The sequence below is a fragment of the Pseudomaricurvus sp. ABR4_320 genome (genome assembly GCF_056159445.1).
Genome location: NZ_JBSWVF010000012.1, coordinates 34513 through 46537, shown reverse-complemented (window position 1 = coordinate 46537; position 12025 = coordinate 34513). Strand labels below are relative to the sequence as shown.

8 protein-coding genes are annotated in these 12025 nt (G+C 46.7%); 6 read left to right on the top strand and 2 right to left on the bottom strand.

The window, feature by feature from the left end:
- Positions 1 to 311: 311 nt before the first annotated feature.
- The 5 genes from ACXAFR_RS20280 to hpaI all read left to right on the top strand — a co-directional run bounded on the left by ACXAFR_RS20280 (position 312) and on the right by hpaI (position 8372).
- Positions 312 to 3212, top strand: coding sequence for a chemotaxis protein CheB (locus ACXAFR_RS20280; RefSeq protein WP_475180239.1), 2901 nt, complete (start codon positions 312 to 314; stop codon positions 3210 to 3212).
- Complete coding sequence (locus tag ACXAFR_RS20275) at positions 3199 to 5772, top strand: sensor domain-containing protein (RefSeq protein WP_475180236.1); 2574 nt, start codon at positions 3199 to 3201, stop codon at positions 5770 to 5772. Before ACXAFR_RS20280 ends, ACXAFR_RS20275 begins: the two co-directional genes overlap by 14 nt.
- 277 nt (positions 5773 to 6049) lie before the next feature.
- The gene (locus tag ACXAFR_RS20270; RefSeq protein WP_475180235.1) at positions 6050 to 6937 is read left to right on the top strand and encodes a LysR family transcriptional regulator; all 888 of its coding nucleotides are present in this window, start codon (positions 6050 to 6052) and stop codon (positions 6935 to 6937) included.
- Between the two features lie 115 nt (positions 6938 to 7052).
- Positions 7053 to 7454 (top strand): GlcG/HbpS family heme-binding protein, encoded by a 402-nt coding sequence (locus ACXAFR_RS20265; protein WP_475180231.1) that lies wholly within the window; start codon positions 7053 to 7055, stop codon positions 7452 to 7454.
- Between the two features lie 57 nt (positions 7455 to 7511).
- Positions 7512 to 8372, top strand: coding sequence for a 4-hydroxy-2-oxoheptanedioate aldolase (gene hpaI / locus ACXAFR_RS20260; RefSeq protein WP_475180227.1), 861 nt, complete (start codon positions 7512 to 7514; stop codon positions 8370 to 8372).
- A 55-nt stretch (positions 8373 to 8427) separates the two neighbouring features.
- On the opposite strand, the gene ACXAFR_RS20255 is transcribed toward hpaI, so the two are convergent.
- Complete coding sequence (locus ACXAFR_RS20255) at positions 8428 to 9441, bottom strand: MsnO8 family LLM class oxidoreductase (protein ID WP_475180224.1); 1014 nt, start codon at positions 9439 to 9441, stop codon at positions 8428 to 8430.
- A gap of 163 nt (positions 9442 to 9604) precedes the next feature.
- A complete protein-coding gene (locus ACXAFR_RS20250) occupies positions 9605 to 11311 on the bottom strand; it encodes a sigma 54-interacting transcriptional regulator (protein ID WP_475180221.1) in 1707 nt (568 codons plus the stop codon).
- 351 nt (positions 11312 to 11662) lie between these two features.
- Here ACXAFR_RS20250 and ACXAFR_RS20245 point away from each other — a divergent pair, with 351 nt between their 5' ends.
- The gene (locus ACXAFR_RS20245) at positions 11663 to 12022 is read left to right on the top strand and encodes a 2Fe-2S iron-sulfur cluster-binding protein (RefSeq protein ID WP_475180218.1); all 360 of its coding nucleotides are present in this window, start codon (positions 11663 to 11665) and stop codon (positions 12020 to 12022) included.
- Positions 12023 to 12025 lie beyond the last annotated feature (3 nt).

The following is a 12025-nucleotide window of genomic DNA, read 5'->3' as shown; positions in this document are numbered from 1 at the left end:
TTTTTAGAGCAAAGTGCTCCAGTGATGTACTTCCACCAAATCTAAATAGGTGGACGACAGAAGCGTTTATTCTGATTTCGACTTCGACTAATTAGTTTACAGGTCACCAACACTGTGAGCGTTTGAAATCTTGTAGCGTGGATTCGGCGCTCCTAAAAAGAGTGCATTAGCGTGAATGAATCGAGATGTGGTGACTGGGTTTCGATTGACGTCTAAAGCGCCTCAAAAGGTCGCTAAATTTTGTAATATAGCGTATAGAAATAGAATCAATAAAAATCCGGTCACCGGGTCTTACAGACCTAAAGGACATCATGGAAGAAACAGCGAGCGAAATCACACCGGCATCTTGGCTGGTAGCTATCGGCGCATCGGCGGGTGGCTTAGAGGCTCTACAGCAATTCTTTAGTGCCTGCCCCGAAGATCTTCCCGCAGCGTTTGTCGTCATTCAACATTTGTCTTCTGAATACAAAAGCATGATGGATGAGCTCATTGCCCGCTGCACCAAAATGAACGTGTATCTCGCCGATGAAGGTATGGTTCCCGAAGCAAAAAATGTGTACTTGATCGCGCCGGGAACAACGCTTCAGCTCGTAGGTTCAAACTTTAAAGTTACTCCGAAACCAAACCAGACGTTTTCACTGCCCATTGATATTTTTTTTGATTCTGCCGCAAAGGAATACGGGCGTCATTGCATTGGTATTGTGCTTTCCGGTACAGGATCTGATGGCAGTCGTGGAATTCGGTCCATTAACAGCCAAGGTGGTTTGTGTATTGTGCAGGACACTCTTGAGGCCAAATTTGATGGCATGCCATCGAGCGCATTAACCACTGGGGTCGTTGATCAGATATTACAGTGCAAAGAAATGCCTGCGATGATAAACGATTATTTGGAGCACCCATTTTCCCGTTCAAGATCCTCTCAAAATCCTGCCTCAGTCGCTCAAACCAAAGAAGATGCCGTCGCAGAAATCATCGAATTACTGCGCAACGATCATCGGTTGGATTTTTCAGAATATAAACCTGCTACTATCATGAGGCGCATCGAAAAGCGAATTCAGGTCAATAAGCTGGATTCGTATCTTGCGTATACGCTGAAGTTGGCAAAAGATGCAGATGAGCTGAAAAAATTGCGGCGTGAATTGTTGATTCCCGTGACGCGATTTTTTCGTGATAGAGAGGTGTTCGATCGACTGGCAACGAAAATAATACCTAAAATCGTTTGTCATTTGGAGCCGAAAGAAGAAATTCGTGTATGGATTGCAGGTGTCAGCACTGGTGAAGAAGCTTATACCTACGCGATGCTTTTTAAAGAAGCCGTTGAAGAGATTGATGGCGACAATCCGATCAAAATATTTGCAACGGACGTCAGTAAGGAGTGTCTAGAATACGCGTCTTACGGTGATTTTCCGGAATCCATCAGTGTCGAAATACCCGAGTTGTTGCTTTCCAAGTATTTTTCGAAGAACCAGCAAGGTTATCGAATCAGTTCAAAATTGAGAAAAAGTGTACTATTTGCGCAACACAATTTATTGATCGATGCGCCATTTACACGAATGCATCTTGTCAGTTGTCGCAATACACTTATTTACTTTAAAAGTGATGCTCAAAAAAAAGCACTTCATAAATTACAGTTCTCATTATTGAAAGAAGGTTTTTTGGTGCTGGGTGAAAGTGAGACGCTATCAACCAACATTTCAGCCTTTTATATCGTGAGCGAAAAACTAAAAATATACCAAAGAAATATAAATTCATTAGCAATGGCACCGGTCGATAGCTTAGAGGCAGGCATAATCGCTAGCGAAGATAAACGTAAAAGTACAGATGTTCTCACGGGATCGTTTAGTAATGCTTCGCGAGAGCTCACTGCGGCGACAGATATTCTTCTCGAAAATTTTTCCCCGTCCTCCCTGCTCACCAATAAAGACGGTGTAGTTATTCATTTTTATGGTGATATTTCTTCTTTAGTTCGAGTCAGGCATGGTTCAGCGGAGCTGAATTTGTCGAAATTATTACCCACGGAAATCGCCACAGTAACCGCAGCTTTGCTTCACCGATCCCGTAAGGAGTGTCATCGAGTCATCTCAGAGACATTGGCTGTTACTGACTTTAACAAGAAGCAGCGTTATATAAAGATTTCTGTTATTCCCGTGGTTGTACCTGGCAATAGTGTTGCAAATCTCTCATTAATCAGTTTTCTTGAAGCTGCGGAAAAGACTACGGATAATCCGCTGACCGTAGACGAAAAAGTCACTGCGCGAATTGAGGCACTGGAATACGAGCTTAATGCGACCAGAGCCAGCTTGCAGTCAACCATCACGGAGCTAGAGACGTCAAATGAAGAGTTACAGGCGACCAATGAAGAATTGATTGCGTCTAACGAAGAGTTACAAAGTTCCAACGAAGAATTACAGTCGGTCAACGAAGAACTCAATACCGTTAATACCGAGTATCAAGAAAAAGTTGGAATTCTCCATCGGATAAATGCTGACCTAGATACAATGTCTCGTGCGGCTGGGATTGCAAGCGTGTTTCTGGATCAGGACTTGCGGATTACTCGTTATACACCGGATATTAATAAATTATTTAAATTGCGTGAGCAGGATGTTGGGCGTCCGATCAACGAAATTGTTTATAATTTGGATTTTACCGATTTTGAGGCAACGCTTGTTGATACCCTTGAGTCTCAGAGAGGCGTAGAGCGGGAAATTTTCAGTACAGACAATGTGCCCTATTTGATACGGATTCTACCTTATCGAATCAGTTCAACGGGATTTGTTGGTGTCGTTATTTCCTGCATTGATATCAGTGCTCTCAAATCGTCGGAACTGTTGCAAGAGACGATTAACTCACTGCCTGAGCATATTGCGGTTCTAGATGATATTGGTCAAATCGTGCTGGTTAACCAAGCTTGGGATAGGTTTGCAAAGATAAATGGTGATGCAAACTTAAGCTGTTGCAGCATTGGCTCTAACTACCTGGATGCCTGTCAGAAGGCTATGAAAACGGATGTGTTGGCGAAAAAGGCTTTTTTTGGTATTAAAAGTCTTATTGAGAAGCGAGAAAATACGTTTACGTTAACATATCCCTGCCATTCTGCCGAAGAAAAACGATGGTTTTCACTAAACGCCCGCTCGATTCACCATCAAAAATATTCCGTCGTGATCAGCCATTTTAATATTACCGAATGGGTAACAGAAGATGCCATCGAATAAAAGTCGGGTTGATGCACTGCGCCAGCGTGCTATTGATGTACTCAAGCGGAAAAACGAAGAAGATCTTTTGATGTCAACCTCGCAATTTTTTGAAGAGGTTCAAATCTATGAAGCCGAGCTTGAAATTCAAAACGATGAGCTCAAAAAAAGTCAACAACAACTGCAAGAGCAACTCTTTCACTATCGGCAATTGTTTCATTCTCTTCCCGGGATTTCGTTACTGATCGGCAAGAAGGGTGAAGTGCTCGATGTAAACGGGCAGGGGATGAGTGCTCTAGGTTTTCGTGCGCCTGAAATGATGCGTAGTAAGTCGCTGCTTAGATTTATGGATAGAGACACGGGTCAGTGGTTAATTCAATTGTTGCGCGGAGATGTCAGTTTTTCAATCGATGACATCATTTATCCGGTTTTAAGAAGTCGAAAAGGACAAACCATTCCTTGTCGAGGGAATTTTGTTCGGTTGCCAGAAAAAAATTCTTTGGATGCCAGTTTTATTTTCAGTCTAATGGATATTAGAAGTGAAGTTGCCTTGGAGAATGAGAATGATCTGTTTCGGTTGATCCTCGATAACAGCCAAAATATGATTTTCGTTGTTAACCATGACTATGAAATTTTGTTGGCCAACAAGGAACTTGCGCGATTTACCCAAATGAAGGGCGCGGATCCTTGTGGTCAGAATCTACAGGATTGCATGCCGGAATCCTATATCAACAAAATGACGCAATTCTATGATGGTTTGTTTTTAAGGGGTATACCGACGTCATTCATCTACGAAAGTTCTGTTCAGACGAATAAACAGACTCTTTCAACCACAGGGTTTCCGTTACGTGATTCTGAGGGAAAGATATTCGCGGCAGGGTTTATTACATCGGATATCACTGAGAGGACAGAAATAGAGGAACAGTTACAAACGGCAATGCAGATCTTTGGTGAAGGATCGGAAGGGATTCTCATCTGTAATTCAGATATTGAGATTAATAGCGTCAATAAAGCGTTTATTACGATGACGGGGTGTTCCGAGAGTGAACTTATCGGATCGGTTCCCGAGTTTTTACGTGAAGATTTTCGCAACGACGGAGCCCGTGAGGAGCTTTTGCAAATTTTGGCCGAAACGGGTCACTGGGAAGGTCAAATTGCCAATCAGCGCAAAACCGGTGATACCTTTCCCGCGTGGATTAGTATTTCTCGTGTTCCGAGATTTGGCAAAACTCGTAACTATATTGTTTTGTGTAGCGATTTGACAGAGCGAATCAACGCCCAGAAAGATATTGAAAAATTAGCGTTCTACGACGCGCTAACGGGCATGGCGAATCGAACACTGTTAAAGGATCGATTGGAGCAACTTATTCGCAACTACAATCGCAGCAACATTGGGTTCTCGTTGATCTTTGTTGATCTAGACCAATTTAAGGAGATCAACGACGTGCATGGTCACGATACGGGCGACAAAGTTCTCAAAGAGATCGCCCTTAGAGCGGGAAAACTCTTTCGTGATACAGATACCTTATGTCGACTTGGTGGCGATGAATTTGTCTTTGTACTGCTCGATTCTGATGTGGGGATTACCCAATTTAAAGTTCAGCAATTGTTGCTGGAGATACAAAGGCCGATCAATGTTGATAATTTAACCTTGGAGGTGACAGCATCCGCAGGTATCGTTCGATTCCCGGAAGACGGTGCGACCTACAACAGTTTAATGCAGTATGCAGATTTTGCGATGTACCATGCGAAATCTGCAGGTAAAAATCAATACAGTGTTTTCGAGCGTGAGTTAATTGAGGAAATGCAGAATAAAGTCAATTTGTCATCCGCCTTAAAAGAAGCCTTGGACAAAAACGAATTTTCTGTAAATTTCCAACCCATTTTTAATGGCGGTGGTGCCATTGTCGCGGTTGAGGCCTTGTTACGTTGGAATAACCCGAATTTTGTTGGTGTCGGACCAGAGAATTTTGTTCCAGTTCTAGAGCAGAACCGGTATATCGTTGACGTTGGAGAGTGGGTGTTAAGGCATTCTGTCGCGTTTATGGCGAAACTGAATCAAGATTTAGATATGAGGATATCCTGTTGCGTGAACATTTCGTTGATTCAGTTTTCACAAGATAATTTTCCGGACGTTCTTCAGGACATTCTTAATAGCTTTGAATTTCCGGCAGAGCTTTTGGAATTGGAAATTACGGAACGCATTGCGATGGAAGAGCCCTATAAAGCAAAGCAGATGATTGAACGGATTAAACAATGCGGTATTCGAATTGCGATGGATGATTTTGGTACGGGTTATTCATCTTTAGCCTATCTCAAACAGTTGCCCATTGATATCTTAAAAATAGATCAGTCTTTTGTTCGGGATATTGGAAAAGATCGGGATGATGAAGCGATTTGCCAGGCGATCGTCCATTTGGCGGAGACCCTCAATCTTAAGACGATTGCCGAAGGTGTTGAAAACGAAGAACAGCTCAGCTATCTAAAGTCGATAAACTGTAATTACTTTCAAGGTTACCGACTTTGCCATTATCTGACAGAGCAGGAGGTCTACGGCTTCCTCAGTCAGTACCATCACTGATCTTATCTCTGATAGACTCCACAGACGGTTGATTTTCTATCCTGGCCTCTGTAGTGAGCCCTGTGGTAAGCCTTACGGTAAAAGAGATACGTTCATCCCGGTTATTTTTCATACCGAAACGTTCTTTTTTCGCCCAGCAGGACAGCCTCGTACAAATCAACCACCCGCTTACGAAAAAACGTTATTCTATTGACTAAATCGTAACATGTACGCTGCGTATTTTTGTCATTAGGGTGTTTTTTCGGTTTAGGGCGTTTTTGAGTTACTTGAGGTCGTTATGAATTATCAGGATCTATTCCTATTTATTAAAGTGGCTGATAAAGGCAGTTTGGTGGCTGCTGCGCGTTATCTCGGTGTCCCTTCATCGACGCTCAGTCGACGTTTGCAAAATTTCGAGAGTGATCTTGGCTACAAGCTTATTCATCGCAGTCCAAAGACCTTTGGGATGACGGCAGCGGGCCAGCGTCTCTATGAGTCGCTGGGTCCGACGGTGCGAGAGCTGGAGACCCGGACCGAAGATGTCAACAGCGAGCTCTCATCGCTTTCTGGCGATATTAAAGTCACGGCTCCCGTCACCTTTGGCCATCATTTTGTGAAGCCCTGGGTGTTGGATTTTATGCGGGATAATCCACGTATTACCGTTGAGGTATTTCTAACCAACGAGAATTTGGATCTCGCCCGCAACAGCATTGATATCGCTTTTCGTATCGGCCCTGTGACTCTGAACGATTGGATTTCCAGGCAGCTTTTCCAAACGCGAATGGTGCTCTGCGCGTCGCCCGAATTTGTCTCACGGTATGGAATGCCTACGCATCCGCGAGATCTAACCGAATTGCCCATGGTCGTTCTCAAGCGTTTTCCATTGTGGCGGTTTCACGATGGGGAGGAGAACACAGAGACCTTTAGCCCCAAGCCGAGTTTGAGAACGGATGAAATCACCTTTGCGCTAGATGCCGTCAAAGAGGGCCTTGGGGCAAGTTGTATACCGGAATATACGGTCCATCAGGCGATTGAAAACGGCGAATTATTACCACTTATGTCAGGGTGGCATTGTGAGCATAGGCCTGCGAGCATACTTTATCCTCATCGCGAAAATCTGCCGTTAAAAACTCGTGCTTTCATTGATTTTGTCGTAGGTAAGGTCCGCAGCAGTCAAGACAGTTAATCGAACAGTTCGCCAATTATGGGATCAGCAGATCTCATTTTTATCTCTGTTATTCACCCTATAGAAACCCGTATAAAGGGCGCTCGGATTGATTTGGATAGCAAGAGGGGAATCAATGGCTGCTCTGTCGAGCGTGAAAATACAGGCAACAATCGATGCTGCCGTCTCAAAAGCCCAGGATCTAGGGCTCAGTGTCTGTATTGCAGTTGCTGATTCTGGTGCGAATATTCAGGGTTTCTTACGCATGGATGATGCGTTGTTGGGGTCTGCCGATGTCTGTCAGAGCAAGGCGAAAACAGCGGTGTTGTTTCGCTGCCCAACCGATGATTTTGGAGCGGCGATAGAGTCGGAAAAGTTAGTCGGTATGAGTTTAACGAACGGTGGTCTGGCCGCCTTTGGTGGCGGCTTACCGGTTTTTGATCAAGGTCGATTGATCGGTGGTATCGGCGTTTCTGGCGCGACGGCTGCGGAAGATAAGCAGATTGCCGAGTACGCGTTATCCTCACTGGTGGAATAACGCCGTTAAGTATCTTTGATCCTTTCGTCGCACAATAGACCTTTTTGGGGAGTTTTCATGCCCGCACCGATTAATCACTTCAAATGCGCCATACAGCTCTCGGATGACCGTGTGGCAGAGCCTCAAATTGGTTTGTGGCTGGGGCTGGCCAACAGTTACTCGGCAGAGCTTTTGGCGGGTGCTGGTTTTGACTGGCTGCTGATCGATGGTGAGCATTCTCCCAACGAATTGCGCTCTATGCTGGAACAGCTTCAGGCGATAGCCCCTTATCCAACGACGCCCATCGTTCGTCCTGCGTGGCCAGATGCCGTTCGTATCAAACAGATTTTGGATTTGGGTGTTCAAACACTCTTGGCGCCAATGGTCGAATCGGCTCAACAAGCTCAGGATATTGTCGCTGCCACGAGATATCCACCCGAGGGGATTCGAGGTGTTGGTGCGCCTTTAGCGCGCGCTTCCCAGTTCAATCGCACTCACGATTACCTGGAGACGGCCAATCAGCAGATTTGCGTTCTTATCCAAATAGAGACGGTTGCTGGTATTGAGAGCCTTGATGAGATATTAGCGGTGGAGGGCGTCGATGGTGTCTTTATCGGGCCCGCAGATCTCAGTGCCTCGATGGGCTACCTCAGTGATCCGGGCCATGCCGATGTGCAGGACGTTATCGAAGACAGCATCGCGCGTATCCTAGCGGCGAATAAAGCGCCGGGAATTTTGATTGGCGATAGAGTTCTGGCTCAGCGGTATATTGACTTGGGCGCTTTGTTTGTCGGTGTGGGTACGGATACCGGCTTACTTTTGAAAAGCTCTGCGGAATTGGTGGCGTATTTTAAAGAGGCTTCACCGGCTTCTAAGGAGGCCTCACCAACTGTTAATGAGGATTCACCGAAGCAGAAAAAGCCCTCATCGGTCTATTGAGACATCCTGAAGAACTCCCTGATTCTTGAATCTCCTCCGCGATACTAAAGCGGCATTACAGCGCCGCCGCTTTGGCCAATAACCTAAGGCTGTCCAGTTTCTCTCGTTGCGTATAAGTGACGCACACGATCGCGATTTCACCTGTGTCGAACTGTTTGCTGAGTTGATGAATCTCGTCGAGGCAATCGTCCGGTGTACCTACGGTATAGCCCTCCAAGATATGATCAAATCTCGCTTGTTCCATGGCTGACATGTTGCGGTAGCGATCCTGAACGTTTTCCGGTGATAAAAAGGGTTCTTCGATACCCACTTGCATGCTGTATTTGCGATAGGCGGCCGTGCTCGCGCGCAGTGTTGCTTCTTCTTTGGTTTCTGCACAGATACAGGCAATGGCCAAAAGGGTTTGTGGCTCTCCGCCATGGCCGGCCTGGTTCCACGCATCGCGATACTCGCGAAATATCGACGGTGCGCAGTGATCCGGTGCGATAAATCGAGCAAGTCCCAACCGGTACCCCAATTGCCCTGCCAATCTGGCGCTGCCGCCGCTTGATCCAAGCATCCAGCGCTCGGGCATCGCACAATTGTTTGGCATGACGGTGAGGTTGGCATACGGGTGGCCGTCTGGGAGATCCCCATCCAACAGCGCTGCCAACAGTTGGGCTTGTTCCGCATATATGCTGCTGCCGACCGGGCGAGAGGGCCACGCCAATGCGGATGTACTTAAATCGCCGCCCCCTGGTGCGCGACCAATGCCCAAATCAATACGGTCTTTATGCAAGGACGCGAGCATGCGGAAGATTTCCGCCACTTTGTAGGGGCTGTAATGAGACAGCATGACACCGCCGCTACCTACGCGAATGCGATCTGTAACCGCAGCGATGCTGGCGACCAGTATTTCAGGACAGGGGTTGGCAAAATGCAGGCTGTTATGGTGTTCGGCGACCCAGATGCGATGGTAACCCAAGCGGTCACACTGCTGTGCTAATTCAATAGTTAATGCTGGCGCTTCGTCGGCTGCATGGCAGGCGTGCACCGGTGATTGATCCACAACAGAGAGTTTTAACGTCATTGGTTGATGTCTCGACCTTGATTTCTTTTGGCTGTGCCGCCGGGCAAAAATTACGTAACAGCGGAATCTGGTTTTCAGGTGAACAGGTTAACCTTCTAACCGCTAGACTCAAGGGGTCGAAATGGGATTTCAGAGGTGCATAATTGGGCGGAAAATGCTTTCGTCAATCACTTCGTGCAGAGCGTTTTTTGATTCGATAATCGAGGGACGGGCGAGTGACCTTTAAGGCTTTGGCTGTATGGGAAATGACTGAGTCACAGCGTTGCATGGCTCGATCAATCATCATGTCTTCCAGTTCTTCCAATCCAACCGACAAGTCCAATAGCTCGTCGATCAACCGTTCTTTTTCCAAGCCTGTGCCGGTCTGTGTTGAGTGATCCTCAAGGCGACCGTCACTGTCTAATCGATGAGTAGTCCGTGTCGATTCAAAATGGGTGGGGAAGAGGCTTTGAGTATCAATTGAGTCATTGGCGTCCGTGAGAATCACGCCGCGTTCTATGGTGTTTTCTAATTCACGAATATTACCCGGCCAGTCATAATTTTGCAGAAGCTGTATTGCACGATCGGTGAGCCCGAGTGTGCGCTTTTCATACTGTTGGTGGTACTTGCAGAGGAAGTGCTCGACGAGTAGTGGCAAGTCTTCTTTGCGCTCACGCAGTGGCGGCACGTGCACCGGAAAAACGTTTAAACGAAAAAACAGATCCGAACGAAATCGGCCTTGCTTTACGGCTTCCTCCAGATTCTCATTGGTGGCGGCGACGATGCGAACATCAATGGTGCGGGTTCTGGTGTCGCCAACCCGCTCGATTTCTCCTTCTTGCAGAACACGCAGTAGCGCCGCCTGTGCTCTGGGGGTTAACTCAATCACTTCATCCAAAAAAATGGTGCCGCCGTCGGCGCGCTCGAAACGTCCCTCGCGACTTTGCGTGGCACCAGTGTACGCGCCTTTCTCGACACCAAAGAGTTCCGCTTCAATCAAATCCGGTGGAATACAGGCACAATTAACAGCCACAAAATGGGATGATGCTCGGTCACTGGCGCGATGGATATTTCGCGCAAGAACCTCTTTACCAACGCCGGTTTCACCCGTTAAAAGAATGGTGACTTTCCCCGCAGAAGCGGCTTTATGAACGAGCTCGCACACTTCTCTAAACTTAGGCGAGCGGCCAACGGTAGAAAACACAAAGCGATCGTCGGAGCGATTGAAACGATTTTTTAATTTTTCGAATTGAGTGCGAAGCAGTTCTAACTCGTCGATCAGGGGGCTGGGCTCAAGAAATCGCTTTAACTCTTCGGCGTCTTCCCATTCTTCAATAGGTCGGCCAACGTTGATGCAGTGTTCAGCGCCGCAGGCGACACACTGGGTTTCTTTAAAGAGGATCTGACGCCCCATGTAATGACTGGTGTAGCCACTGGCGTAGCCGAGCAATGTCCAGCAGACGGCTTCTTCACTGGGACCATATTCTAAGAGGTGCTGTTCCGCCTCCCAGGAATCGTGCCAGTAAAATTCTCCATAGTAAGCCCCAGTTTCAAGGTCAAAAGACAATTCGATGGGCTCCACATTGGCTTGCCCTTCAAGCTTGTGCAGTTGCGGGCCAACGACGAAGCTCTCTGGTGCATCTAGGTCATTGCGCAGTCGGTGGGCGAGTTTGGCGTCGTGGCAGCCGGCGTTGTAGCCAAACCGCATTAAAACGCTTTTGGCTCTATCCCAGCCAAGCATGGTAATCATTTCTTTCCGTAATTGACCAAAAACCCGAGAGTGAACCAGAAGCATGCGGCTCTCATCCATCCAGATCGTACCGCTTTCAGGTTCGAATTTGATGCTGTCGAGGAGATCTCTGGAATTGGGTTCGGGTAACGGTTTTCCCATGATTACGTTTTTCCTGTTGTTATTGTCGTTTGACCTTATGTCAGGCGGTCAGTGCCTGTGGGGTTCATCATATCCTGAATTCGGCTTGATCAAATCACCTTTTGCTAAATCATTATCGGGATATAGCCTTCCCATTAATGGAAATGGCGTATTAATCATCTTATGTAGAAAATAAAAAACGTTTTAAAACAAATAGATAGGTGATTTTTATCGAATTAATTATGGGTTTGGTACACGGGTTGCTCAAGTCGCTTCGATAAACAAAATTACGTGAAAATTGGCCTCTGGTTGCTGTCTACAGCCAGCTGTGCGATCGGAGTCATATAACAACAATGGGGGTAGCTCTGACCGATGCAAAATTCTCCGCTTAGCCACACTTATCTCGTCACAGTAGACGAAGAGCATTCGTTTTACGCAGATCAACAACACTCTGTTCTGCATTGTATGGAGCGCCGTGCGCGTTCAGGCATTGAAGTGGGATGTCGGGGTGGAGGCTGCGGACGCTGCCGAATCAAAGTCCACTCAGGCAGCTATGAATCCAAAAAAATGAGCCGTGACCACATTCCCGCAGAAGACGAGCAGCGCGGGATTGTGCTTGCCTGCCGAATTTTTGCCACCAGTGATCTCGTGATTGAGCCTATCCCACTGGATCGCAAATCACGCCGACTCAACCGACAAACTATCTGCAAATCACACATAACAAAAGGGTAACTT

Excerpts from the sequence above, each read along its gene's own strand:
- ACXAFR_RS20280 (WP_475180239.1), top strand. The coding sequence starts at position 312 with ATGGAAGAAACAGCGAGCGAAATCACACCGGCATCTTGGCTGGTAGCT.
- ACXAFR_RS20275 (WP_475180236.1), top strand. The coding sequence starts at position 3,199 with ATGCCATCGAATAAAAGTCGGGTTGATGCACTGCGCCAGCGTGCTATT.
- ACXAFR_RS20270 (WP_475180235.1), top strand. The coding sequence starts at position 6,050 with ATGAATTATCAGGATCTATTCCTATTTATTAAAGTGGCTGATAAAGGC.
- ACXAFR_RS20265 (WP_475180231.1), top strand. The coding sequence starts at position 7,053 with ATGGCTGCTCTGTCGAGCGTGAAAATACAGGCAACAATCGATGCTGCC.
- hpaI (WP_475180227.1), top strand. The coding sequence starts at position 7,512 with ATGCCCGCACCGATTAATCACTTCAAATGCGCCATACAGCTCTCGGAT.
- ACXAFR_RS20255 (WP_475180224.1), bottom strand. The coding sequence starts at position 9,441 with ATGACGTTAAAACTCTCTGTTGTGGATCAATCACCGGTGCACGCCTGC.
- ACXAFR_RS20250 (WP_475180221.1), bottom strand. The coding sequence starts at position 11,311 with ATGGGAAAACCGTTACCCGAACCCAATTCCAGAGATCTCCTCGACAGC.
- ACXAFR_RS20245 (WP_475180218.1), top strand. The coding sequence starts at position 11,663 with ATGCAAAATTCTCCGCTTAGCCACACTTATCTCGTCACAGTAGACGAA.